A 25,612-nucleotide genomic window follows, 5' to 3' on the forward strand; every position below is an offset into this window, starting at 1 on the left:
AATGCCGGCGCCTAACATTGAGTGAATAGTGCCGTTCATATCCGCCCAAAGCGGCCGGTTGCGATCCGACTTGGGTTAAGACGACGCAGACGCGTGATGCGATAACGGACTCGTCCATTGTTGACGATGAATGAAAATTCTATTTACTCACGCTAAACCACCGACGCTCTTTATCGCTCTACACTTCATTCGACGACTGTTGGCAACCCGGCAGCGACCGCGCCGCCATGGTGCGATGGTGCCAATTGGCACGAATCGGCCTCTGCGGGACGTTGCCCCATAGGTGATCGAAATCGACGAGCGACGTGGCGAACTCAAGGGAGAGCGTACCAACGTACTCTTCCACTGCTCGAACCATGCCCACAACAACATCGTGGTAGATGTTATCGACATGCTCATGGTATGCGTCGCCGACGTTCCCAAGGAAACGTTGCAGACCATGTCCCTTTCGTCAATCTTTACCCTGTAAGGCCCAACGTTGCAAGCTTACGAGATCACCGAAAACATCGACTACCTGGTTTCCCGCGTACAGTCGCTGCTGAACCACATGGTCACGCGACGCACACTGGCCGAACTTGGCATCACTGGTACGCAAGCCAGCATGCTCTTCATGCTGGCGATCGGCCGCTGCTCGACAGCGACTGAACTTGCGCGTGAATATCGGATCGACACGAGCGCCGTAACGCGACTGCTTGATCGCGTGGAAAAGCGCGCCCTGTTGTCGCGCACGCGTAGCTATCAAGACCGAAGGGTCGTGCGGCTGGAACTCACCGACAGCGGGCGCGAGCTCGCCGAGCGAATGCCAGATATTTTCACCGACGCACTCCAACGCGCGGTGCAGGGTTTCACGCCCGAGGAAGTCGGCTTCCTGAAAAGCATGCTACGCCGGGTTCATACCAATTGCAGCGACGAAGCCGATGAAATCATACCTAGATACTAATAAAGCAATGAATCGTCGTGAAGGAAAACGATGGATTACTGACCGGTGACGATAACCAGCGATACGAAACGGAAACCCGCGATGAATACTCCTTCGCCCTGGCTGAGGGTCGGCATTCGCCCAACAGCCAAAGCCGTTGCAGTGTCCGTGCTAGTGCTCGCGGGATGTGTGAACTACATCGGCATCAAGAGCGACAAGCAGATATCGGTGCCGGCGCAGTACGCGTCAAGCCAAAGCCTGCCTTCCGAAGGCGGCCTCTGGCCCTCGCCGGATTGGGCAGGGCAATTCGGCGACCCGCAACTGCCCCACTTGATCGGCGAAGCGCTGCAAGGCAACCCATCGATGGCCCAAGCCGAGGCACGTATCGCGAAGGCCTCTTCCTACATCGAGTCGTCGAAGTCAGCGCTCTATCCCAAGGCAAACGGTAACTATGCGTGGACTCGCGAACTGTATTCCGAAAACGCGATCGTCCCGCCTCCGTTCGGGGGTACGTGGTACAGCGAGAATAACGTACTGGCCAGTGCCTCGTGGGAACTGGATCTGTGGGGCAAGAACCGCGCACGGCTTGGCCGGGCCGTCTCGCAGGAAAAATCCGCCGAGGCCGACTTGCAGCAAGTCCGCGTGACACTCGCGACTTCCGTCGCCAACTCGTATAACCAGTTAGCGCGACTCTACGAACTGCGCGACATCATAGTGCGGGAAATCCGCGATCGCGTAGACATTAGCCGAATCACCAACGGCCGTGTCGTGGCGGGCCTCGATACCAACGTCGAAAGACAGACTGCGCTAGGTGACATTGCCACGAGTCAGACCAACCTGAGCGATCTCGACGGCCAGATAATTGTAGTGCGCTATCAAATTGGTGCGCTACTCGGCAAGGGTCCGGATCGCGGCCTGCAAATAACGAAGCCGGTACTAACGCGCGGCAACGCCGTGGTGCTGCCGAGTAACCTACCGGCCGATCTGATTTCGCGCCGCCCGGATATCGTTGCCGCACGATGGCAGATCGAAGCGGCGATCCACGACGTCAAGGAAGCCAAGGCGGAGTTCTTCCCGGACATTAACCTCGCGGCCGGTTTCGGCTTCGATGCGTTCGGCTGGGGTCGCTTCCTCACTTCGTCGAGCCGGCAGATTCAGTTCGGTCCGGCACTCCACCTGCCGCTCTTCGACGCCGGCGCCTTACGTTCACAGCTGAAAGGAAGCTACGCGGATTTCGACCTGGATGTCGCGAACTACAACCAGACATTGATCAACGCGCTATCGGACGCGGCAACGCAGATCGCAACCATTCATTCGATTGACCGACAGTCGGATGATGCGCAGCGAGCCCTCAATGCCCAGACGAAAGCCTATGAACTCGCCGTGGTCCGGTACAAGGCTGGTCTCTCCGAACAATTGCAGGTGCTTAGCGCCGATCAGAACCGCCTCGCCGCCGAACAGACAGTGACGAACCTCAGGATGAACCGCCGCGCCCTGCAGATCGGACTTATCAAGGCGCTTGGCGGCGGCTTCGACGCGAAACGCGCCAGTCTCGTCGTGCCGACCGATGTACCAACTTCTTCGACATCCGAGGCGCAGGCAGCTAACTGACACAACGCGCAGAGCCAGAAAGACCGACTGGACAAGCGGCGCAGATTGCAGGAACACGGAGCATATCTATGAGCACGTCACAGCAACCTCCTGCCGGTGCAAAGCCGAAGGGAAACCGCAAGCGCAAGCTCATGATGACTCTCGTGGTCATCGCAATACTTGTCGCGGCGGTAGTCTACGGCGTCTATTACCTCCTCGTCGCACGTTTCCATGAGGACACAGATGACGCCTACGTCAACGGCAACGTTGTGCAGATCACACCGCAAGTAACTGGCACGGTCATCGCCGTCAATGCCGACGACACCCAGACAGTGAAGCAAGGCGAAGCGGTCGTCGTGCTCGACCCAGCCGACGCCCGCATCGCACTTCAGCAGGCTGAAGCCACCCTGGCACAGACAGTGCGCAGAGTACACGGTCTGTATGTCGACGACGACCAATATCGGGCGCAGGTCGCGCAGCGGCAATCAGATCTGTCAAAGACGCAGGATGATCTGCGGCGACGGCTGGCCACCGGAGTGGCCGGTGCCGTCTCGCAAGAGGAAATCTCGCACGCACGTGATGCATTGAAGTCCGCACAGGCTACGCTCGACGCCGCTCAACAACGGCTCGCGTCGAATCGCGCACTAACAACTAACACGACTATCGATAACCACCCCGACGTCCTCGCGGCCGCCGCCAGGGTTCGTGATGCTTACCTGGCCGCCGCGCGCAACACCCTGCCGGCCCCAGTGACGGGCTACGTCGCCAAGCGAACGGTACAGGTCGGTCAACGCGTGTCGCCGGGCAATCCATTGGTCTCGGTTGTGCCACTTCAGCAGATCTGGATCGACGCGAATTTCAAAGAGGGGCAACTCAAACATATGCGGATGGGTCAATCGGTCGAACTGACGGCCGACAAGTACGGTTCGTCGGTCGTGTACCACGGAAGGGTAGTCGGCTTTTCTGCTGGAACAGGGTCCGCGTTTTCACTACTCCCCGCTCAGAACGCGACTGGCAACTGGATCAAGGTCGTACAGCGGCTGCCGGTTCGGATCGCACTCGATCCCAAAGAACTCGAAGAGCACCCGCTCGCAATCGGCCTGTCAACGCTGGTAGACGTCAATATCAAGGACGAAAGCGGTAGCTCGCTCAGTAACGTCCGGAACACTGTCTATCAAACCGACGTATTCGCAAAGTATGGCGATGAAGCCGATGTGGAGATCGCTCGCATTATCGCTGCAAACAGGTAACGGGTCAGCGCATGCATGTAGTCAATGTGAGCAGACGGGTGTCTTTCACGGCAACGGGACGCTTTCAACTGAGATAAACAATGACGAATCAATCAACGCCCCATCCGCCCTTGACCGGCGGCAAGCTCGTTCTCGGTTCGCTCAGTGTGGGTCTCGCGGGCTTCATGACCATCCTGGATTCGTCGATCGCGAACGTTGCCATTCCTACCATTTCGGGCAACCTTGGCGTATCGATTGATGAAGGTACCTGGGTTATCACAGTATTCGCTGCGGCGAACTCAGTGGCGATTCCATTGACCGGGTGGTTGACCCAGCGTCTCGGCCAGGTGAGGCTTTTTGTCGGATCGATACTGTTGTTCGTGCTGTCGTCGTGGCTGTGCGGCATCGCATGGTCATTGCCAGTGCTACTGGTGGCGCGCGTGCTGCAAGGCGTGGTAGCCGGACCACTAATTCCTATGTCGCAAGCGCTACTGCTCAGCTCCTGGCCAAAAGAAAAGTCTTCGTTTGCGCTGTCAATATTCTCCATGATCGCCGTCACAGGCCCAATTGTCGGACCCGCGCTCGGTGGCTGGGTCACAGATAGCTATAGCTGGTCGTGGATCTTCTATATCAACATCCCTGTCGGCATATTCGCCGCAGGCGCAGTCTGGAGTCTCTATCGCGAGCGCGACACGCCGACCAGGAAACTGCCCGTTGATACCGTCGGCTTGCTGCTGCTGATCACCTGGGTGGCGTCGCTGCAGGTGATGCTCGACAAGGGCAAGGATCTCGACTGGTTTACGTCGACAACGATCATCGTGTTGACAGTCGTCGCACTGATTAGCTTAGCGTTCTTCGTCGTATGGGAACTCACGGAGACGAGTCCTATCGTCGATCTGACACTGTTCCGGCAAAGAAACTTTCTCGGCGGTACGATATCGATCGCGATTGCCTATGCGATATTTTTCGGCACGCTGGTGTTGCTTCCACAGTGGATGCAAACCTACCTCGGCTACCGCGCGCTCGACTCGGGTCTCGCCACGGCGCCGATTGGAGTATTCGCATTGATCGGCGCGCCAATCATGGGAAAGATCCTGCCGCGTACCGATGCACGTATCCTTGGGACTTTTGCGTTCATCGGTTTCGCAGGTGTCTACTACATGCGGTCGTTTTTCATTACCGGGATCGATATTGAGCATATCATCTTTCCGACGCTGCTCCAGGGCATTCCGATGGCCCTGTTTTTCGCGCCCTTGACGGTGATCATCCTGTCGGGCCAGCCGCCTGAGAAGGTACCCGCGGCGGCCGGTCTTTCGACTTTCGCACGGGTATTTGGCGGTGGCGTTGGCACGTCGCTCGCGAACGTCGCATGGAACAACCGCACGATTCTGCATCACGAGATACTGACGCAGCAGACCAGTCCCACCAACCCGTTGTTTAATCAGCAACTGGACGCCTACCACTCCCTCTTGGGGCTCGATACGGCATCATCATATGCGCTGTTCAATAGCCTTGTCGACAGAGAGGCTGCCATGATGGGTCTAAACGATGTCTTCTATGCGTCGGCCATCATCATGATCGTGATCATTCCGCTGATCTGGATCACGAAGCCAGGTGGAGCTGGCGGGGACGGCGCGGCGGCTGCAAGCGCTGCACATTGAGTATTGATGGGCGCCAACCTACGTATCCATCACCGAGGCACAGGCGATCCAGCAGGCTTTTCCAGGTCGTCTGAAAAATTGGCCCGCGGCCGCCCCCTCTGGTCTTAATACTGTAGTTGAATATAGTCTTGGCATGGCTCCTACCCAATCCTCGCCACCGCCGATACGGAAGCCGTGGCCTGCCGGATGGGTACGGACAGGGGCGCAGCCCGTTGCCGATTGATCAGGGTAAGAGCAGATACCGCAATAGTTGAAATCTCAATCTTCGGGTCGCTGAAATTGTGCCGGCACCTGCATCTCCCGGAAATCTCGCCGTTGCACTAGTTGCCCAAGGCGGCGTTGATACGCCGCCGTATCGACTGGATCAATCGAGGAGGTGCGGATTGTCGAACAGCGACACCGCTCGGTTCCCCTGTCTTTGATAAAACGTTCCAACTCCGTAAACATCACAGGATCGTCAATCGCCGCCGGGATCTAGACGTTCCTCCCGTAGGCGATCTGAAGAAAAAACGACCGACAAACTCACCCGAATATACTCTGATCCTCTCCACTACGAAAGCTGCCCGCTTAGAAGGCTCTGTCCCCTGATGCTTAACAGACACCGAAAATAAGTGATGCCCGCATTTCAAAGGTTCTTCAGCTCCCGCTATACATGTTGCAGAAGCTGACCGGACCCGTACAGCCGGGAACCTGCGCTGCCGGTGCGCGTCCCACGTTGTATCCACCGCGAATCACCACGTCGGGCGACGACGGTGCGGACGAGTCGGCTGTCTGATCGCTATAAGCTGAAACACCCGAAGCGGTCGTTCCCGGGCTCTGGTCGGCCTGTGCGTTAGCCATACCAGCCATCGTAATCCCAACAACCAAAACACCACCGGTTGTAAGATACTTGAACAATTGTGCCATCTTCATGACTTTCTCCTTGTACGGATGCATTCCGTAATAGGAAGACTATCAATCTGTCCGCTCCCAAAATATCTCCGTCTTGCTACGAAATAGTTTCGCTTCCAACACAAATTGAAATTTGATCGAATTGAGATTGTTGCGCGCCGGCCGCCGCGCCGCTGCAGTCATGAGCCCGATCCAATCCGCGAGGATGAACGGCCACGACCCCTACGCCTATCTCAGGGACGCTCTCACACGGTTACCTACGCAGCCGGCAAGTCAACTCGAAGAGCTTCTGCCTCATCGCTGGCAGTCGCTCCGTCAGGTGTGAGACATTGGATGATCCTCGCAAACGCAACAACCGACGCTCACTTCGGCGAGAGTCGCCATTGCGTCGATGCGAATGCACAGAGTTCGCCATGTGTCTGGGAAGACATACGGTAGGAAACAGCAGTTGAAAATACCTTACGATACGCGAGTCCATATATAGGACGGATCAGCTCGACCTCTTGTCCCTCATCGCTCGCGGCCATTCCATATTCCCGGGTGCGGCAAATCATGCCGTCATTCGTCGTGGTTTCCGCGTAAGGTGGGTTGGCGTCATGCAAGATGAACCCGAGCGCCAAACCGGTAAATGGTAGCGTCACCACAGTCAGGATGAGTGGTGCAATGAAAGTTGAGCCGACTATGATCCCCAAGAGCTTTGGGCGGATCGTAAAGCTTGCGAGTGAGAAGTAGCAATACGCTATTGCCACGACCAAGACTGCACCGAGATTCATCATGCGGGATGCAAAAAAAAGCCCATGCCAAACACACGCCGCTGTCAGAAGAACGACTATCAACGAAAAAATGTATCGTCCCGGTCGCAAGCCTTCGCTGCCGCGATTCTTCGATGCGCGCGTGATCACCGCAGCGAGAATGGCCGTGACGACTGCGACGCCAACTAGTAGACAGGCCACCATGGCTATGAAGCTCATCGCGATAATTGATAGTCTCAATGCCTCGAATTATGTCGTATCTGCCCCGCCTCACCAGCGTGTTGTCGATCAATGCGTCAAGACGGGTTTGCCGGGCGCTTACGGGTGAGCGGCGCGTTTTGGAGCCGTTCGTCGACTCACATTTTGAAGCCAGGCGTTCCTTGACTGGATACGACTCGCCATCCGGCATCGCCTTAAAAGTCGCAAGCAGATTGCCCACATAGCGGCTAATCATCAGATTCGCGGACGCCTCGCCCGAAACGGTCCACCCGCCCCGTCTGCAGCTAACCGCAAGTGGGGACGGCTCGCCCCGATATAGAAGACCTAGTACGGTGGCTAGGCTCCGCCATGCAGCGGTCTCGCGCGAGCGGAAATTATATTTGTGCCGAATATGAAAGTCGTGAGAGATTCGACTCGGGGACGAGACATACGTACATGCTTTGATTGCAGTTGTTGTTCTCGGCGCGCCTGCTTACCTAGCCAACGCTCGCAGCCGATCTGATACTGCATGGCCGCCATTTCTTCGGCTGCGCTGGCGATATGTCTGTTGCTGCCCCGAGAAACTCGAAGCCAGGTTCTGCATGCGGTCGCCGTCAAACCAGTCATTTTATCAAGAGCTGTGGCCTCCGCCAAACTTGGGGCTGTTTGCTTCAACGAACTTAGAGCGGCTCACAATGTCATTCAGCAACGATTGAGCGGACATAACGTCTCGTGTCGAATGTCCTTGTTTAACGCGTTCGAGAGTTTCGCCGATGAGCTCTTCTGCCTCGTTAAATTGCCTTCGACAATATTGGCTCCGTGCCAAACTCGTCGCTGCCCTCAACTCCCAGGCAAAGGCCCCTTGTCGTTTTGAAACTCTGCGAGCGGCATTAAACATCCGTTCGGCATCTCCACGGCTTTTTACGTCGTCGCGCAACAGGCTCTCTCCGATGGCTCGGAAAATCTCTGCCGTGCTCCATCCGGCTTTGCCACTTTTCGCTCTTTCTATCGCGAGTGGCGTCAAATAACCATCACTGACGGTGGCGAGCAGCTCATGAGACGCAGGGGAGAGTAAGTCAACTTGTTTTTGCGACAAATCTTGGAACGGATGCCGTCCGAGTACGGCGTACGCATAGCATTGTGCTTCACCTCGACAGTTGAGGAGTCGGAACTCATGCGAAATTGCCTCTAGCATTTGCAGAAACCGTACGACGCTGTCAATATCGCCACGCCAACAAGCTACCGGACATGCGCCTAACGCGAGTGAGCACCCAATGGACAATTTATGGTCGATTTCAAGGGCTCGTTCCAAGCTTGCTGACGCAACCGTCAAGGCATCATCCGCGTCTCCTACTAGCCAAAGAAGACGTGCCTGAATAGCCATGACAGTCGCGCGATGATCGTAGCGAGTACGGTCTTGATGCTCAGGTCCCTGACCGTACGCTGGGGCGACAGTTAAGGCTTGACGCGTGTGCATTATCGCTTGATTGAAGCAACCAGATTGTCCGTCTACGAGCGCTTGCAGACGATGAAGTAAGGGCTCCTGTGCCGGATAAGATTCTACGTGCTTTGCCATCTTTTTTGTTAGCAATGCCGCTTGATTGTATTGCCCTGCCATGACAGTTGTACAAATTGTTCCGTATAGCGCCTGTATCTGACGGCCAACATCGCCGTAATGTTTCGCCAGTTCAAGTACAGACTTGTATGTGCTTGTGGCCTCCCCCCGGCGCAAAGATTGTGTCTGGTAGTCGGCGCTCGCCAGTGCGAGCAGGAGGCGAAACTCGGAATCGGGATCCGATTTATGGTGATGTGATAAAGCAGAGAGCGCCTTATCTATGTACACACGATATTCGTCGAAAAGAGAAAGCGTATAGAAGAGCGGCGCAGAACTCCAGGTTAGCCTGATTCCCAGCTGGAAGTCCCCTTGTTCGCGCATTGACCAGGCCAGTGCACTGCGGACTTCATCGATCATTCGAGGTTCGTAGGCAAGGGGGGAGAGCCTCGAGCTTTCTGCGACGTATGTTTCGGGTTCTGTATAGACCGAGCAGACGAATTCCGCGTGCATTCGAGCAAGATGGTGGTACTCGCCATTAACCCACAATTCTTCGATTAGGTAGGCTCTCGTGCTATTCAATAGATAAAAAACTACCGTCGAGCCATTCACATCTGACATCAGCAATGACTTGTCGACCAAGCTTGCCAGACGCCCTTCTGTTTCGCCGAAATCCACCAGGTTCTCGCCAAGCACTGCCACCGCTTGCGCCATTGAGAACTGGCTTTTGAAAATTGCGATGCGCCTCAAGGTCGCCTTCTCTAGTTCCGTTAGCGTTTCGTAACTCCAGTCAATCATTGCACGCAACGTTTGATGGCGCGGAGATGCTGTACGCTTACCTTGTGACAGAATTTCAAAACGGTGATGTAAGTTATCGCGTAGTCCCTTTGCTCCAAATGACTGGATGCGCGATGCAGCCATTTCGATGGCCAGCGGGAGGCCATCAAGGGCAATACAAATTTGACAGATATCGCTGACATTCTCCGTTTCCAGCTGGAACTCGCTGTGGCAAGCGGCGGCACGTTCACTGAATAGCTTGACAGATGGCCACCGCGTTGCCTCGTCCGGATCGTTGATCGCCGATCTGTCCGGAACAGGAAGAGGACGGAGACGATAGATCCATTCTCTTGAAGTGCGAAGTGGCTCGCGACTCGTCGTTAAAATCGTCAGCCCGCTGGCCGTTCTGAGAAGCGTTTCGACGACCACGGCAATAGACTCAGCGACGGATTCGCAGCTGTCTATAAACAAAATCTTTCTTTTTCCCGACAGTGCTTTCACAACCGCTTCCAGCGGCGACTCGTACACTGCCATGATTCCTAAAGCAGACGCGATGGTTGTCGGTATGAGAGTAGGCTCAGTAATCGTGGAGAGGTCGACTGAAGACGCATCAATTCCGGATTTGGCGCAGAGAGTACGTATCGCTACTAATGCAGCCGTAGTTTTGCCGACACCGCCAGGCCCCACGATTGTGACGTGTCTGTTCGTTTCGAGCAGTTTGACTATTGAAAGAATGTCTGCACGACGACCGGTGATACCTCCAAAGTCGTCGTCGCCGTTCGAGGCCGACTCGTTAATGTCATTGGACAGAGGGCTTGCATCTGCGCTGGATTCTTCATAGGAAACTTCGCCAACGAAGCAGTAACCACGACCCGGTACAGACTTGATGAGGCGCAAATCGCTACTGTAGCTGCCAAGCACCTTTCGCAAGGCAGCAATCTGCCCACGCAAATTGACGCCTTCGACGGAGATATTTGGCCACACAAGCTCGCTAAATTCACGGTGGGAAATGACTTCGGTCGGGCGACTGACGAGAGTGACCAAGATGTCAAAAGCGCGGTCGCCGAGGTTCACCTTCTCCGCACCTACAAAAATGGCGCGCTCGCTCGGTACAAGCCTGAAGGGTCCGAATAAAATAATACGATCGGCTTGCGATAGATTATTTGGGTCCATGCTGATAAATGGCACTAGGCTGTACGGTTGCTTGAAGAATAGCACTTGCGAAACCGTACAGAACATCTCGAACGTCACAATGGGTACGTAAAACCCTGTGCGAAATCCATCGCGACAACCACTGAAAGCATGATGCAAGCAATCCTCAGGCGATCATGCCTATCCTCAACTCGCTCGCCGGATTCCAATCCGCGCCAGCCAAGTTGGATACTGAACTCGATGAGATGCCACAAGCCGTGCAGCGTGATCGACGCAGGAGCGCGCCCCGAATCCTGGTCGCCTACTAGCAGAACGATTTTGCAATCGCTATGTCACGCCTCGCGCTGACGGGAAAATCGACTGTCGTTTCCGCGCGGTCGACAGCGAGGAAGAGGTATGGCCGTTTGCCAAGAATATCCATATAGGTCTCGCCGACTCACCACGACTGCCCCCAAGTCGCGGCCCATCGGTTTCATCGCCTGACTAGCTCCGGTGCGCAGCGCCTCACCCAGCAGCGATGCTGATCACCAGAACTTGCGCCAGTCGCAAGGTGGAGTCGATCCGGGGCGACTTGCCACTTGGGCCTGGCGAATCGGCGTTTCGCATCCGTTCATCTACAGCCGTGCATTGGCATTAACTTGGTATCCGAATTTGGAACGCCTACCCGATTGCCCGGCGAAGCCAAGTAGCCGTTAAGTGCGCGTCCGTCTGGACGGGCGAAGCATAATTGTCCCCTGGTAATCCACGATCGTTGCTCCGTTGGTGCATGCCGCGTCGGCACATGCGTCGAGAGTGGACCCCCCGGCAACGTCATCGCACCCTGCTGCACTGAAAATTCTGAAATCTTCTGGTATCAGGACGTGGTGTCATCGGCGCGCAATGCGATCGAATCGAAAGATTCATCGGGCACCTGCAACGCAGATCTCACCAGATCGCCCGTAGCCGGCGACTTTCTCGTGAATTTCCATAGCCGCTCCAGACTACCCTTGCAACGCGCCTCCCACGCCACGAACCCTCTAAGCCGCCCGACGTACAAAGCATTCAGGAGCATGCGCTCTGCCGAGCGCAATATAGCGTCGGATTTCCCTCGTAGAAGCATAACCTCCGCTTCCGCCCGCCGCAGCTCTACCCAGGAAAAGAGATCTCGCGCAATTGCTGCCTTTGCGATTGCGCGAGCAAGCAAACTGTCTGCATCTTGGGGTCTACCAGTTCTAGCCAATGCAATGGCGGTTTCAGCGAGAAACGCCGTCAATACGACGCAATACTGCGCGTCGCCAATTTCATCCAACGAAGGAGCGATGCTAAGATCATAAGATTCGATCTGCCCCAATCGCAGTGCGATCAAACCTCGCCACATTTCCGCACGTGCCTTCCACGTCGACTCGCCGTGTCGCCGGGTAGCGTCCGAGAGCATCTGCACCGCGCGGTCGAGCCCCGCATCGTCGTTACGCAGCAATGCCGTCAGACACAATGCCTCACTCAACGCATAGCAAATTGACGGCGCGTGATCGAGCGCCCGCGCGTCTTCGAGCGCTCGCTGCGCCATCAACTCCGCCTCTTCGTGGCAGCCTAGAAAGGCCAATGTCTGAGCGAGCACGGAGCGCGTCATACTGTGCTCGTCATAGAGGAACCTGATACGCTCAGCGCGACTGGCACGCGCCTGCGGTATGGAGATCGAGTTCAATTCTCCGAGCGCTTCATTGAGTTGTCCAGTACACAGATGTGCTATTCCAGACATCCTATGAGCCGCCATTCGGTCGCCGGGCCAGCGGGATTTCTCCGCGACTTCTGAAAACTGTGACGCAAGCGAAAGCGCTTCTGCATACTTCCCATTCAAGTACGCATGACTCCAGCAACCCCACAAGCCTCGCAGTTGATATTCGACGTCACCGGTCGGCCCTGCGAGCGCCAACGCTGCGGCGAATGCTTCGCAAGTCTCAGCGCCCGCACTCTGGAACAACAGACACGCGCCGCGCGCCGCCTGCAGCTTCATTTCCCATTCGACAACAGGGAAATTGCGCCGGGCGTGGACGTCAAGCCGCGATAACACCTCAAGAGCCATGTTTGCGTGGCGAAGACATTCCTCGATCAGTGCAAATTGCATGGACGGTGCGATACTGACCACTGCGAGCTCAATCGCGATTACCGCTGTCTCGTCATTTGAAAAACTCCATTTGGTAGCCGCTCGCAGATCGTCGAGATACAGCCCGAACGTTCGGGTCCAGTCGAGCTCTAGTCGTTCATTGGCAAACTTTTCTGCAGTTCGGAAAATGTCCAGAACAAGGTGCGCATGGCGAACTAACCAGGCGTGACTTGTGCCGCTTTCGACGAGACGGTCATACGCATAGGCGCGGATCGTATCGAGTAGCCGGTAATGCATCTGGGGCAGACTTGGAACCGCGCACACCAGCGATTTGTCGACGAGTTCGGCGATCGCGGTCGTCACTTCACATTGCGGCATGTCGGCGCCTTCGATCAACCGCTGCGCCGAGTCCAGGGTGAAGGCCCCCGCAAACAGACTGAGCCGGATCAACACCGTCTGCAGCAGCGGTGACAGAAGCGTGTAGCTCCAGTCCACCGTCGCGCGCAAAGTTTGTTGGCGCGGAAGGGCAGTCCGCGCCCCGTTTCGTAATATCTGAAAGCGGTCATCGAGATGGTCGGCCACACCCTGAATTCCAAGGGTTGCGGTGCATGCCGCAGCCAGCTCGATCGCCAAGGGGATGCCGTCCAATTGTCTGCAGATACGCGTGATGAGCGGTATGTATGCGCCGATTTCTGCGTCCGAAACCAAGCTGATCCGTTCCAGGAATAGCTGGATTGCGCCGAAGCATCTCGCGTCTTCCACGTCGTGATGCGAGGGCATGTCGAGCGACGGTACGTGATATACGCGCTCGCCCGCGATTCTCAGCGCTTCCCGGCTCGTGGCGATCACTATCGAGGCCGGTGTCACCTGCAGCAGCGTCTCAACGAGCTGAGCCGCGCTTTCGATCAGATGTTCGCAGTTGTCAATGACAATAAGGAGCCGTCGATCATGGAGGCTGGGCGCAATTTTTTCGAGATCTTGCGTTCCATCACCCGGCGAAAAACCGAATGCGGCTGCTACAGTGGCCGGAAGGTAGTCAACCGACGCGGTTGCCGCCAATTCCACGAGAACAGCGCCGTCGGCAAAGGTTGATGACGCCTGGCGGGCCGCTTCGATCGCGAGCCGGGTTTTGCCGACGCCGCCTACGCCGACGAGCGTCACGAGGCGTCGCGACCGGATGAGATCTGCGACCTCGGCGAGTTGCGTTTCACGCCCGATGAGACGTGATAAGTGAACAGGAAGCCCCTTGCCTCGCAATGCGGGCACGCTTGTCGGCGCCATGCTCGCACGATCTGGAGCGGGCGACTCATCAATGTCTAACTCTCCGACGAACTGATAGCCCCGCCCGGCAATGGTCCGGACCACGTCGCGGTCGCTTTGTAGCGCGCGTCGCAGTAGCGATACCTGACCTTCCAGGGTGTTTTCGCCGACGACTCTTCGCGGCCAAACCACCTCCATGATTTGCTCTTTGCTAACGACCGTGCCGCGCTGCTCGATGAGCAACATGAGAAGGTCGAAAGCACGCCCTCCAACGCGGAGGGGCACACCGTTATGACTCAACTCGCGACGCCCGGGGTTAAAGGTTGTCGCGCCGAAGTGGAACAGGATAGCAGGCTGAGACGGCACGACCATGATGCATCCTCAGGGCAGCGCGGATCATGAAAAGTCTAGCCCTTCATTCGATGCCCGACTAGCTATTTATCTTGCCCCAATAACATCGGCGTACAAAAAGCGGTTACAGGAAGCGTGGCTCATTAATTAAGCGTACCGTACGACTTCAAAGACAGCTTCGTCAACGAAGGTATGGGCCGATTAAGACCCAAGCGGAATTCAGGTCGATGCAACAGCGAAACGCCGCCTTCCCACAGTCTGAACGGCGAGCCGGTCCGCGCAGCATACTGCCGCCTACTCGACGAACTATCTGATTGATCTGCAGACTGGGATCATTGTAGCCGTCGAAGCAACGCCCGCGACCCGATCACACGAAGTGGACTCGACCAGGACGATGTTTGATTGGGTGGAGCGGCTGTTTGACCTAAAGCCTCAACAGCTCATCGGCGACACGGCGCACGGCTCCGCAACGTTGCTTGACTGGATGGTCATGCAGACGGAGATTGCCCCATGTTCTGGTTTGGGACACTACCACACGCAGGGACAACACATTATCCAGTAGAGAGTTCTATTGGAACAAGCTGGCCAAACGAATATCGCTGTCCTGCGGGACGTACGTTACGCAATGATGCGCCGGTTGTTCGATGAAGGATCGCTGCCGTTCGAATACGTCCATCCGCAAGAGCACCCGCTGCATTTGCGAAGCAGCCCGCGACGACGCCAGACGCATTGCGACAACGGCGGAATACAGGCAATCTTGTCGCGCGCGAAAGAAGATGGAAATACTCTTTGCTCACCTCAAACGTATCCTCAAACTTCGACACTTACGACTGCGTGGGCCGACAAGTGTCCATGACGAGTTCCTGCTGGTATAGCCACAGAACCGATCTTGCCAGCACCATACGAACCCTTCGAATTCTCTCTTGCGGTCCCACTGCGCCATGACGCCGCGCTCTGAAGCATAAAATTTCAGGCCGTTTCAGCGCAACGGGATGCGACTTCTCGACACAATCTTGACGTCAAAACCCAGAATCGCCGGTGAAGCCCGAACGCATCTCCACCGCGCGAGGCGTTCACGGCGTATCGTCGAGTTGCCGAACAGCACGCACTCGGCTAACACGCACCATGCAAGGATCTGGAGGCATTCCTGAATCGGAGTACTCATCACGCGCTTCCACGAACGCCGGCGTACGAATCATCAGCTTCTGCTGTGGGTTGGTGCAGTAACGGCAACGCGTTAGGAGATTGCTTAGCTGATCGTGGACCAAAGGGAAACGTTGCGGTTGACGCGTTCCCTCACCTTCTCGCGCACCCGTGTCCATCGGAGCGAATTTTCAGCCCACTTGTTCAGTCCATTGTACTGATGGTATTCGACGCTATACGTTAGAACCCAGCACCCCACAGCCAGCACTTCCGTCTATTGTCTACCTAAATGACTGCGGTGGGGTTGCAAGGATTGATGACAGGTTCCGCGGAGATTTGGCAGAACCGGCGCAGCGCTGCTGTTCAGTTGAGTGCCATATTAATGCAGCCTAAACTACGGAATGAATTCAACATAGACATGCCACACAACCTGAATGTGTTCGCTCGTGTCGTTGACACGGGAGGTTTTTGCGAAGGCGATTTCACGGAGCCGAGCGCGTTTCATCGAGCCATTTCGCAAATGAACGAGCTTCAGTCCGGGCGCATTTCGCCGCGACTTGCGTGACGGCAAGCCAGCATGTGTCCTCAAGGGAACTGTCCGACCGGGCGCACCGGGTGGTTGAGCGCGAATTGATCCTGTCAGCATGCGATACATAATTTATGTCGCTTATCCGACTTACTACTCGGCTGCCATAAGCGCGGCATGCCTTCGCGCGTGACGAGGCGCGCCGTAGATCGCACGTGCCCGGTCAAGATCGCATTGATGGACACGACCGTGGCGATTCTGGGCTTTGACGCCGCGACTGTGCCGAGGAGCCGCTTACATTCATTTACGCCTCCGTCGCTTCCACATGGTCCGACCGAGGAAGGTGAAAGTTCGATCCCACGCTTTCTCCGCCCAGACCTGATCGAATTGCTCACGGGATATGCGCTCGGGGCCGACCGCCGTATCGTTCGCGAATGCGTGATAGGCGAGGTATCGATGGAAGTGAACATCCACGCCGGCGTCGCGCAATCGCAACTCCAACTCGTTGACCGTGTCGATAGCGAAGAACGCGTCCTGAAGTGCCCAGTGGCCGATAACTGGGGCTTTAATTTTCGCCGCGTCGATGTACTCGAGCGGCGGAAAACCATACCAGACGACGCCTGCGGAGAGCAGAGAGTGATGGCACAGTGCAAGCAGTGTCAGCGCTCCCCCCATGCAGTAGCCCATCGCGGCTATCCGGTCCGACTTCGTTCCGAGATACTGCAGCGCCCCAGCGACGTCCTGCGAAGTAACTTCGGCGAAATCGAGACTATTCATCAGATGATTTGCCTCTTCCTCTTCTACAGTCACCTTTCCTCGATAGAGATCGGGAACGAGCGCGAAATAGCCGGCGCTCGCAAGCCGATCCGCGACTCCTCGTATCTGGTCATTGAGCCCCCACCATTCCTGAAGAACGAGTACCGCAGGTGCGCCGGTCTGATCGTCCGGTGCGGCCAGGTAGCCGTCTAGCTCGTGTCCATCCGGTCGCTTAAAACCGACCATTGTCCCGCGATATTTCATGATCATTGCTCCTCGGACGCATGACGGCCAGGTGGCACATGCGTCAAGAGTAGCGGCCCAGCGATGTCATCGCGTCCTGTGGCGCTGAAAAGTCCTGAAATCTTTTGTTTCAGACCGTGGCATCGTCGGTGTGCGGTGAGACCGCACGAGATGATTTGAGGAGTTCGTATGGCGCTCGCAAGATCGATTCTGCCAGGTCGAATCTGCATCGCCGTTACACAGCAACGCCATTGGAGGCAATGCCTCGCTCAACACGCGGCAGATCGACAAGGTGCGGTCGAGCGGGTGCGCGTCCTCGAGTGCTAGGTGCGCTATCAAATCGGCCTCGCCGTGGCAGTCAAGAAAAGCCAATGTCTGCGCAAGCAAAGAGCGCGTCGAGCCCGCAGGGGAAATCACTCTGGCGTGGGCTGGAAGCCGCGCTAACGCCTCAAGAACTGTATGCACGCGGTTAAGAAATTGCTCGACCAGTGTGAGTTGCACGGACGGCACGATATCGGCCACGGCGAACTCGATCGCAATCACCGCTGTTTCGTCGGTTGAGTGGTTCCATTCGACAGCCGCGCGCAGGTCGTCCCGTAAAGCCCGGACGTGCAGGTTCATTCGATTTCTGCGCCCTTTTGGCCAACGTATCGGTATGACACGCTGAAATACCGTCTATGACAGTAGCCGCAACGTTCCTTCTGCCAACCTTCTTGCGTGAGATCGATCAACACTGAGCAAATCTACGAGCGGCTTCCTGATCGCTGGCCAGTGTCACCGGCATCGTATCCTTCAGATAATCGACCAACGTGCGAATCTTTGCGTCCACATATCGTCGCGAGGCATACATCGCGTACAGACCCATCTCCTGCGATTTGTATTCGGGTAGTACCCATGCAAGTTCACCGTCGGACAACCCGCTGATCGCCGAGTAAATTGGAATCAAGCCGATTCCCAACCCTTCCCGTACTCCGGTTGCGAGAGCCTCGGGTGTATTGACTTCAAGCGAGGCCGGGCGGAGTTGCACGCACTCCTTTCCTTTTGGCCCATCGAAGGTCCACACGTTCATTGGAAATTCAGGTGTGTTCAGGTGGATACACGTGTGCCCCACGAGATCGTCTGGGTTATGCGGAATACCGTGTGCCTCGATGTAACTGCGTGACGCGCAAACGATGCTGAAGGCACTGCCGAATTTCTGTGAAATGAGCTCAGAATCTACCAGCGCCAACGTACCGACGATCGCAACATCGCAACCGTCTTCGATGAAATCCGGCATGCCATTGGCAAGCGTCAACTGAACTTTGACATCCGGATATTGCTTCTGATACGCGCCGATCGCCTTTATAAGGTAGTGTTGTCCAAACCCGACTGGTGAGCGAACCTTCAGTTTCCCAAAGGGACGCGCGTGTGCGTTACCCGCTTCCGCCTCAGCCACTTCGACATAGGCGAGGATCTGCATGCAATGCTCGTAATATCGCTCACCAGCTTCGGTCAGCGCGATGCGGCGCGTGGTCCTGTTGAGCAACCGGGTTCGGAGGTGCGTCTCCAGATCCGAAACGGCGCGCGAGGTCTGGCCGGGAGTGCCATCCATGCGGTTTGCCGCCATAGTGAAGCTTCCAGCTTCGACGACGCGCACAAAGACGCGCATATTATTCAGTATGTCCATGCCGTGCTCCAGATGGGAGTCCAAATCGCGAAGACACTACCTCCAGCTACCGCAAGATTATAGATACGCAGATCATTTTTCGCGAATCCCCTAATCTCTTCCACTGCCAAGCAAGTTGCTGCCTTCAATAGACAGCCAGACCGCCTTGAAATACTCCCAGCACCGACTACCTGTGCCGCCCGTTCCTGTCGCCCTCCCGCCTGTCGCTCCGTTGCGCCCCAAGTAACGCCGAGGCATCAGACCAGAATATTTCAGGATTTTTCAGCGTAACAGGAGGCAATGATGTTGCCGGGCCACTACTCTTGACGCATGTGCCGCCTGACAGGCATGCGTCAGCGGAGCAACGCTCATGAATCACGCTGTAGCGATGGTCGGCTTTCAGCATCTAAACGGACGCTCACTCGCCCGGTTCATGGCGGTTCCGGACGACCCACAGGGCACGCCCGTACACCGAACATAGGCGCTATCAGCAGGAACGCTTTCCGCATCGCGCAAACCACCTATCGCGGAGGAAACCGCCCTATCAAAATTCATGTCGACATCCCATCAACTGCCAATAGGACTCTGCGCATGGAGACAAAACCAACACTGCACGAACGAATTTTCGACCGCTCCGTCACCCAGATCATGGCGGGGGTACAGCGGTTTAGCTATCGGGATCTGTCGGAAATGGTTAGTGCCAAGACTTCGAGGATTCGTTACTACTTCCTGCCCAAGAACGCCTCGCGTTGGAGGCTAGATTTCTGCACGCTACCAATAGCCCCTGAAGGAGTTCGGCTATGTCTATCGAGAGAGTTCTTCATCGCGCCGACGCTCGAGCGACCGGAGGCGGCGACGGTCACACCGTCGTGCCTGGAAACAAGCTCGATTTCAACCTGACTCCGCCACGTAAGCTTGGGGGCGCACGTGGCGAAGGAACCAATCCCGAACAACTTTTTGCCGCAGGCTACAGTGCGTGCTTTATCGGTGCAATGAAGTTTGTCGCAGCGCGAAACGGAATCGCAATCCCGGCTGAAGTTTCCGTCGTCGATAGCGTAGGTATCGGATCTATTCCGACCGGTCTTGGTATCGAGGTTTCCTTTGGAACAGACTGCGAGCGAGTTTCGCGAATTCGTCGGAAATGACATTACGTAGTGCAGACGACTGCAGCGGCCTCCACTGCTTCCTGCAAATCGCGCAAGCGATACGAGCATCTCATGCGCGAACCGGACCCAATCTTCGGCGGGAACATCTCCCAAGGGATCCAAGACTGAGGCAGGAATGGTATGCCGGTCGGCACGGTACGACCGTCCAACAGTTTTCGCTCAGAATGCCGGCTCCGCCGAAGCGAGGGCAGTCGTAACAGCAGTTGGAGCGGTGTCTACGATTCGTCATCGAGTACATGTTAAGCCCTGTCCTCTTCGACAACGAGACAACGAGACAACGAGACAACGAATAAATTAGCGGAGCGCGATTCCGGTTAAAACCCCCTTCGGCTCATTTTGTTGGAGTTTCATTTCTGAAAGGCATGCCGACATGGAACAAGTCAATCCGTGGAGCCAGGTGGTCTCACTTTTGTCGCTTCTCTCCAGCGGCGACGATATCGCTAGTGGAGCGTCATTGCCTGCTGCCTACAGACACGACGCACGCGAAGCATGGATAGGAAAAGCGGCCAAGTCTCATCGGGCTGTGTCGGTTATGGGCCCGGGCAGCAAGATCACGGCAATCGAGCGTCAGGACGCTGTAACCGCGCTGATATCATGGTGTGATCCTACGATGTGTCACTACGCCGACCAAGTCTGGGGTCGGGTCACGGCTCGCAACAGTGGGTATTGTGCATTGACCGGCCAGCGCATCCAGGTAGGAGACACGGTCTTTAGGCCGCGCGCGCGCGGTCGACTACGCCCAGCCAATCGCGACGAGATGATCCTGGCCGCTGCGCTTAACCGCACAGACTGACGCGTCTGCATCATGCGTTGAATTCGCAGTCGAGTGGCTGGCGCGGTCAAATTGTGAGTAAACGGACGAGCAAGAGCGGCGGGAACGACGGCCGAACAAGTCGACAGGTTAGCCGACGCATCGCAGTAACGGCGATCAACCCATTCCCTACACGGAGACCCCCTTCCAGATTCATTCGCGTTTGCCGGCCGGCCCAACAGCGTCATCATCGTAGCCTGCAGGATTTCATCGGACAAGGTCTTTTCATCCAACGCGCGCGCCAGCGTCACTGCAACAACCAAAGCGGCAAGCGCCGATCATCCGCGCGGCGCTCATTGCACACATGCGTCGCCGTGTACTAACGAGTTCGACTCATCGGAGAAGCACGGTGGCCGACGCGGTTCGAATTTCGCATGGCATGCGGCCACTCACCATCGCGGTGAGCAAAAAACAATGTTCGTGCTTCGCGAAAACTCTGATGCGTGATACCTGCCCTCAACTTCATACCTCGGTGCAGAAGCCAGTCGCCGATACAAATACCGAGATTATTTCCCCGGTCTTTTAAAACTTCGCTGCCGGCTTGCCAGGACCGCTCCAAGCAAGCTCGCCGCGCAATTCCTTCTCTTCTTTCAATAGTGTGTCGATGGAATTGATTTCGACAAGACGACCTCGTAGCAGTAGTCTCGATAGATGCGCACGGTCAGACACTGAGTCCGCGTAGAGCACCGAATGAACAAGATGCAACGTAGCCACCATGAAAGTCACGTTCACAACCAATGGCGAATATAGACATATCAACGCAGAAGCAATGAAATTGTTGGTACGCGCGTTGCGCGACTTCTTTCGTTGGACCGGAGCGCACGTCGGCTACGCCACGTCTGAATGCAGCACGCACTTCGATCGACGGTCGGCGACACGATGATGCACGATGCTAAGCGCGCAGGCAGAAGGATGAGGTGCAAATCATGGACGGCAGGAAAGGCGACTGTATGATCGTCCATTGGCGCAGGCATTCAATCAGTTCCACGGCGTTCAATGCGGGTACTGCACACCGATCAGGATTCCAGCCTTGCGCGCCGGGTTCGAAAGGACCCTCGACCTTCGGAAAACAAAGTGAGACATGCGTTGCACGGAAACCTCTGCCTCTCCACCAACTACCAACGAGCTGAAGAGCTATTCCCGCAAGGCGAGCGTTGAGTGCGAAATGTAGCCGAAGCACTTTTAATTGTCAGACGAGCGGCCGACGGCTGCAAGCATGTTCCTGACCGGTTCAAGCATGCGGGCCACTGCCCGCACGCTTGCGCGCTCTGCAACCACAACCCGCGAACTGGCCGGCTACTACCGAGCTGCGCTTCACACGCAATGCGTAAAGCAATCCAGGGGAACAAGCCGCATTTGACCGCAAGTAAAGGCACCACCTTCTCGATGCGCTGAACTGGTGATTGCGGTGCTGAACACACGGATTCGCCAACACGCTGTATCTTTTTTAACCGATCAATGCGCAGCGGCCGCCGCGTCGCTCGCTGCAGCCGATTTCTTCGGCTTTGTTATCCAAATCAGAGGAATGATCAAGACCATGATGAGCGCCGAACCATAGAATACATCGTTCAGGCCCATTACAGCCGCCTGCGCTTGGACCGTATGATCGAACAGCGCGTACGACGCTCCCTTCCCCAATCCCAGCAACGAGTGATATGTATCAATCTGCTGCGTGAACATGGGATTGGTCGGACTGGACTGCTGGGTGAGAATTTCATGGTGAAGGATCGTCCGATTATTCCAGACGACGTTTGCCAGCGACGTGCCAATCCCGCCAAAAAACATCCGGAAGAAGGTTGAGAGGCCGGCTGCCGCCGGCACTTTCTCCGGCGGCTGTCCTGAAAGGATGATAACTGTCAGAGGTGCGAAGAAAAGCGCCATGGGAATGCCCTGAAGCAGCGTCGGCAGAATGATATAGCCTTCGCTCAGGTCCGTATAGAAGAACGATCGCATGTAATACACAGTCGCAAAACCAAGGAAGGCGCATGTACCGATGATCCGCGCGTCAGAGCGCGGCAGAATCTTGCCCATGATCGGAGCCCCAATGACGGCAAAGATTCCAAGCGGCGCCGTCGCGAGCCCCGCGTCCACGGCCCGATAGCCGAGATATTCCTGCATCCATTGAGGCAACAACACCAAGGTGCCGAAGAAGATGCCGTACGCCACGGCGATCGACACCGTCCCACCGAGGAAGTTACGCTGTTTGAAAAGTGTCAGATCGACAATTGGACTTTTGTCCGTTAATTCCCAGATGACGAAGAGTACCAGGCCAACAGCTGCAATAATAGTCAGGATGACTATTGTATTTGACGAGAACCAATCGAGATCCTTACCTTTGTCTAGCATAACCTGAAGAGATGCGACCCAGATGATAAGCAATCCGAGGCCGACTTTGTCGACTGGGAGTTTCTTTGTTGGAGTATCGCGATCCCGGTAAAGCATCCAAACCATTCCCGCAGAAAGCAATCCGACCGGAATATTGATGTAAAAGATCCACGACCAACTGTAGCTGTCTGTCACCCATCCGCCCAGTGCTGGCCCAACAATTGGTCCGGTGACGACGATCATCGAGAACAATGCTAGCGCTAGAGCCGACTTAGCCCTTGGCCATGAGCTAAGCAATAGCGCCTGTGACATCGGAATCAGGGGGCCGGCCACTGCGCCCTGCAAGACGCGAGCGAACAATAGAATCGGCAGCGAAGGTGCGATTCCACAAAGGAAAGACGCCACGACGAACAAAAGGATCGAGCCGATAAAGAGACGGACCTGACCCAAACGTTGCGTCAACCATCCGGTCAGCGGAATCGCCACCGAGTTGGCGGCGGCAAATACCGTAATAACCCATGTACCCTCGTCGCCCGACACGCCGAGATTGCCTGAGATCGTTGGAATCGCTACGTTGGCGATCGACGAGTCGAGCACCGTCATAAAACCTGCAAGCCCCACACATAACGATCCCAAGGCTAATTTTGTCCCCGTCAGAGGGGGGTGATTCGGTTGGCTAGTAGACATAACAATCCATATGTCGAATGGCTATCGCCACGTCGCGACGATGCTTGTCGTCGCGATGCGTCACGACGCGCCAGTTATTTGTTCTCGGTAGTGATCTTTGCAATCGCGGCATCAGCTTCGTCGCCGTATTTAGCAAATACATCAGTCTTGTACGTCGAGCTGGATTCGGTTCCGAGCTGCGGTCCATTTGAATCCTTTACGTCGACGTCGACGTTCATTGAAAGGCCGACGCGCAGCGGATGCTTTTCGAGTTCCGCAGTTGGTATTTCGATGCGTACCGGCAGGCGTTGGACAACCTTGATCCAGTTTCCGGTTGCGTTCTGCGCTGGCAGGAGCGCCAGAGCCGAACCGGTACCCGGTGTGAACCCAACCACCTTGCCGTGATAGACCGTTGAGGAACCGTAGACGTCAGCCGTCAGATCAACCGGCTGACCTACGCGGATGTGGCGCAACTGCCACTCTTTAAAATTCGCGTCCACCCACACCTGATTCAGCGGGACCACGGACATAAGTGGTGTACCCGGCGCCACACGCTGACCCACCTGAACCGAACGCTGCGCGACGTAGCCGGTAACCGGTGCGGGTAGCGTTGTACGCGCATAGGCAAGATAGGCGTCGCGAACTTTGGCCGCGCTTGCGAGTACATCAGGATGCTGATCGACCGTTGTGTTCGCGGTAAGCGCGCGATTGACGCCTAGTTGCTGCTTAGCTGCGTCTAGAGCCGCTTTAGTCGATGTTACGGCATCACGCGCGTGCGATATTTCTTCGTCGGAGACGGCGCCGGACATGCCGGTCGAGAGACGGCGTCGCAAATCGTCCTGCGCCTTTGAGAAATCGGACTGCCGCATGGCGATAGCTGCACGATACTGATCGTCGTCGACATACAGACCATGAACTTTACGCACTGTCTGTCCCAGGTTGGCCTCCGCCTGCTGCAATGCAATTCGCGTGTCTGCCGGATCGAGCATGACGACCGGCTCGCCGACCCTTACGATTTGAGTGTTGTCAGCATTGACAGCAACCACGGTCCCAGTAACTTGTGGCGTAATTTGCACGACATTGCCATTCACATATGCATCGTCGGTTTCAACGTGGTATCGCGCGACCAATTCGTAGTAGGTGCCATATGCGGCAGCGGCAATTGCAAGAACGGTGACGAGCGACGCAACGAAGAGCTTGCGCTTGCCGCTCTTTTTCTGTTGCCCGTGGCTCTCTGGTGATTGGGGTTGATTCATAACTACACTCCAGCTAAATTGAGTTCGCGTAGCCAGCCGGCGACGCGCGGGTTCTTAGATAGGGGGGAATTAGTGGGACGTCTTGTCGGCTGAATGCGATGCTGCATGGTCGTTAGCCGACGCAGCGAGATCCGTACTCGACGAATTGAAACCGCCGCCTAGCGCCTTGATGAGCGCGACCTGCGAGTTGCGGCGGTCCATTCTCAAATTGGCGACGGCCTCCTCGGCTGCAAGGCGATTGTTGTCGGCGTTAAGCACTGCCAGTTGCTGGGTCAGTCCCGAACCATACCGAACCACCGCTAGCTTGTATGCTCTTGTCTGCGCGTCAAATGCCGCCTGCGCATCCACGAGTTGCTTATCCGTCGAATGAATGAGCGTGACCTGCGATGCAACGTCGGACAACGCGTTGATCAGTGTCTTGTTGTAGTTGGCGACCTCATAATCGAAATCGGCGTAACGCCCCTTAAGCTGCGAGCGCAGTGCGCCAGCATCGAAGATCGGAAGATGGATAGCCGGACCTGCCGCAATCTGTCCACTTGATGCGGTCAGGAGACGCCCCCATCCAAAGGCGTCGAGGCCGGCTGAGGCAGAAAGATTGATGTCGGGGTAGAACTCAGCCTTCGCCTCCTTGATGCCGTGCTGTGCGGCATCAACCTGCCA

At 56.2% G+C, this 25,612-nt stretch carries 15 protein-coding genes and 5 pseudogenes; 9 read left to right on the forward strand and 11 right to left on the reverse strand.

Annotated elements, in window-relative coordinates:
* The first annotated feature begins 283 nt into the window (after positions 1 to 283).
* From GNZ12_RS04295 to GNZ12_RS04315, 5 genes and pseudogenes are all read left to right on the forward strand, one after another.
* Entirely contained in the window at positions 284 to 469 is a 186-nt protein-coding gene (locus tag GNZ12_RS04295) for a hypothetical protein (protein ID WP_172309171.1), read from the forward strand.
* 9 nt (positions 470 to 478) lie between these two features.
* Positions 479 to 940, forward strand: a complete 462-nt coding sequence (locus GNZ12_RS04300) for a MarR family winged helix-turn-helix transcriptional regulator (protein WP_235993595.1) — start codon at positions 479 to 481, stop codon at positions 938 to 940.
* A gap of 81 nt (positions 941 to 1,021) precedes the next feature.
* Positions 1,022 to 2,530 (forward strand): efflux transporter outer membrane subunit, encoded by a 1,509-nt coding sequence (locus tag GNZ12_RS04305; protein ID WP_172309172.1) that lies wholly within the window; start codon positions 1,022 to 1,024, stop codon positions 2,528 to 2,530.
* Between the two features lie 68 nt (positions 2,531 to 2,598).
* Positions 2,599 to 3,753, forward strand: a pseudogene (locus GNZ12_RS04310) (HlyD family secretion protein); the annotation flags it as partial.
* A gap of 86 nt (positions 3,754 to 3,839) precedes the next feature.
* A complete protein-coding gene (locus GNZ12_RS04315; protein ID WP_172309174.1) occupies positions 3,840 to 5,399 on the forward strand; it encodes a DHA2 family efflux MFS transporter permease subunit in 1,560 nt (519 codons plus the stop codon).
* Between the two features lie 636 nt (positions 5,400 to 6,035).
* Here the strand turns inward: GNZ12_RS04315 and GNZ12_RS04320 are convergent.
* Positions 6,036 to 6,311 (reverse strand): hypothetical protein, encoded by a 276-nt coding sequence (locus GNZ12_RS04320; RefSeq protein WP_172309175.1) that lies wholly within the window; start codon positions 6,309 to 6,311, stop codon positions 6,036 to 6,038.
* Between the two features lie 130 nt (positions 6,312 to 6,441).
* Between GNZ12_RS04320 and GNZ12_RS04325 the strand changes: the two are divergent.
* Positions 6,442 to 6,615: pseudogene (locus GNZ12_RS04325) on the forward strand (transposase domain-containing protein); the annotation flags it as partial.
* 37 nt (positions 6,616 to 6,652) lie between these two features.
* On the opposite strand, the gene GNZ12_RS04330 reads toward GNZ12_RS04325, so the two are convergent.
* The 4 genes and pseudogenes from GNZ12_RS04330 to GNZ12_RS04345 all read right to left on the reverse strand — a co-directional run bounded on the left by GNZ12_RS04330 (position 6,653) and on the right by GNZ12_RS04345 (position 14,436).
* A complete protein-coding gene (locus GNZ12_RS04330) occupies positions 6,653 to 7,261 on the reverse strand; it encodes an ABC transporter permease (protein ID WP_172309176.1) in 609 nt (202 codons plus the stop codon).
* A 610-nt stretch (positions 7,262 to 7,871) separates the two neighbouring features.
* Positions 7,872 to 10,742 carry an ATP-binding protein gene (locus GNZ12_RS04335; RefSeq protein WP_172309177.1) on the reverse strand — a complete coding sequence of 957 codons (2,871 nt, stop codon included), beginning with the start codon at positions 10,740 to 10,742 and terminating at the stop codon, positions 7,872 to 7,874.
* Positions 10,743 to 11,025: 283 nt separating this feature from the next.
* Positions 11,026 to 11,145, reverse strand: a pseudogene (locus tag GNZ12_RS45485) (DDE-type integrase/transposase/recombinase); the annotation flags it as partial.
* Between the two features lie 429 nt (positions 11,146 to 11,574).
* A complete protein-coding gene (locus GNZ12_RS04345; RefSeq protein ID WP_172309179.1) occupies positions 11,575 to 14,436 on the reverse strand; it encodes an ATP-binding protein in 2,862 nt (953 codons plus the stop codon).
* 241 nt (positions 14,437 to 14,677) lie between these two features.
* Between GNZ12_RS04345 and GNZ12_RS45750 the strand changes: the two are divergent.
* A pseudogene (locus tag GNZ12_RS45750) lies at positions 14,678 to 15,284 on the forward strand (transposase); the annotation flags it as partial.
* 1,100 nt (positions 15,285 to 16,384) lie between these two features.
* On the opposite strand, the gene GNZ12_RS04355 reads toward GNZ12_RS45750, so the two are convergent.
* The 3 genes from GNZ12_RS04355 to GNZ12_RS04365 all read right to left on the reverse strand — a co-directional run bounded on the left by GNZ12_RS04355 (position 16,385) and on the right by GNZ12_RS04365 (position 18,749).
* The gene (locus GNZ12_RS04355) at positions 16,385 to 17,104 is read right to left on the reverse strand and encodes a dienelactone hydrolase family protein (protein WP_235993596.1); all 720 of its coding nucleotides are present in this window, start codon (positions 17,102 to 17,104) and stop codon (positions 16,385 to 16,387) included.
* A gap of 66 nt (positions 17,105 to 17,170) precedes the next feature.
* A complete protein-coding gene (locus GNZ12_RS04360) occupies positions 17,171 to 17,704 on the reverse strand; it encodes a hypothetical protein (protein WP_172309180.1) in 534 nt (177 codons plus the stop codon).
* Between the two features lie 106 nt (positions 17,705 to 17,810).
* Positions 17,811 to 18,749 carry a LysR family transcriptional regulator gene (locus GNZ12_RS04365; RefSeq protein WP_172309181.1) on the reverse strand — a complete coding sequence of 313 codons (939 nt, stop codon included), beginning with the start codon at positions 18,747 to 18,749 and terminating at the stop codon, positions 17,811 to 17,813.
* Between the two features lie 779 nt (positions 18,750 to 19,528).
* Here GNZ12_RS04365 and GNZ12_RS04370 point away from each other — a divergent pair.
* Positions 19,529 to 19,858, forward strand: a pseudogene (locus GNZ12_RS04370) (Ohr family peroxiredoxin); the annotation flags it as partial.
* 568 nt (positions 19,859 to 20,426) lie between these two features.
* Positions 20,427 to 20,687, forward strand: coding sequence for a DUF3331 domain-containing protein (locus tag GNZ12_RS45495; protein ID WP_407947679.1), 261 nt, complete (start codon positions 20,427 to 20,429; stop codon positions 20,685 to 20,687).
* Positions 20,688 to 22,160: 1,473 nt separating this feature from the next.
* Here GNZ12_RS45495 and GNZ12_RS04380 read toward each other — a convergent pair.
* The 3 genes from GNZ12_RS04380 to GNZ12_RS04390 all read right to left on the reverse strand — a co-directional run.
* On the reverse strand, positions 22,161 to 23,717 hold the full coding sequence (locus GNZ12_RS04380) for a DHA2 family efflux MFS transporter permease subunit (protein WP_172309184.1): 1,557 nt from the start codon (positions 23,715 to 23,717) through the stop codon (positions 22,161 to 22,163).
* 74 nt (positions 23,718 to 23,791) lie between these two features.
* Complete coding sequence (locus GNZ12_RS04385) at positions 23,792 to 24,952, reverse strand: HlyD family efflux transporter periplasmic adaptor subunit (RefSeq protein WP_172309185.1); 1,161 nt, start codon at positions 24,950 to 24,952, stop codon at positions 23,792 to 23,794.
* A 69-nt stretch (positions 24,953 to 25,021) separates the two neighbouring features.
* Positions 25,022 to 25,612: TolC family protein (locus GNZ12_RS04390; protein WP_172309186.1), on the reverse strand; the 591-nt coding region annotated here is incomplete at its 5' end.

The sequence above is a fragment of the Paraburkholderia solitsugae genome, assembly GCF_013177695.1.
Lineage (GTDB): Bacteria > Pseudomonadota > Gammaproteobacteria > Burkholderiales > Burkholderiaceae > Paraburkholderia > Paraburkholderia solitsugae.

Excerpts from the sequence above, each read along its gene's own strand:
- GNZ12_RS04365 (WP_172309181.1), bottom strand. The coding sequence starts at position 18,749 with ATGGACATACTGAATAATATGCGCGTCTTTGTGCGCGTCGTCGAAGCT.
- GNZ12_RS45495 (WP_407947679.1), top strand. The coding sequence starts at position 20,427 with ATGGGCCCGGGCAGCAAGATCACGGCAATCGAGCGTCAGGACGCTGTA.
- GNZ12_RS04330 (WP_172309176.1), bottom strand. The coding sequence starts at position 7,261 with ATGAGCTTCATAGCCATGGTGGCCTGTCTACTAGTTGGCGTCGCAGTC.
- GNZ12_RS04380 (WP_172309184.1), bottom strand. The coding sequence starts at position 23,717 with ATGTCTACTAGCCAACCGAATCACCCCCCTCTGACGGGGACAAAATTA.
- GNZ12_RS04320 (WP_172309175.1), bottom strand. The coding sequence starts at position 6,311 with ATGAAGATGGCACAATTGTTCAAGTATCTTACAACCGGTGGTGTTTTG.
- GNZ12_RS04355 (WP_235993596.1), bottom strand. The coding sequence starts at position 17,104 with ATGAAATATCGCGGGACAATGGTCGGTTTTAAGCGACCGGATGGACAC.
- GNZ12_RS04315 (WP_172309174.1), top strand. The coding sequence starts at position 3,840 with ATGACGAATCAATCAACGCCCCATCCGCCCTTGACCGGCGGCAAGCTC.
- GNZ12_RS04385 (WP_172309185.1), bottom strand. The coding sequence starts at position 24,952 with ATGAATCAACCCCAATCACCAGAGAGCCACGGGCAACAGAAAAAGAGC.
- GNZ12_RS04345 (WP_172309179.1), bottom strand. The coding sequence starts at position 14,436 with ATGGTCGTGCCGTCTCAGCCTGCTATCCTGTTCCACTTCGGCGCGACA.
- GNZ12_RS04335 (WP_172309177.1), bottom strand. The coding sequence starts at position 10,742 with ATGGACCCAAATAATCTATCGCAAGCCGATCGTATTATTTTATTCGGA.
- GNZ12_RS04360 (WP_172309180.1), bottom strand. The coding sequence starts at position 17,704 with ATGAACCTGCACGTCCGGGCTTTACGGGACGACCTGCGCGCGGCTGTC.
- GNZ12_RS04305 (WP_172309172.1), top strand. The coding sequence starts at position 1,022 with ATGAATACTCCTTCGCCCTGGCTGAGGGTCGGCATTCGCCCAACAGCC.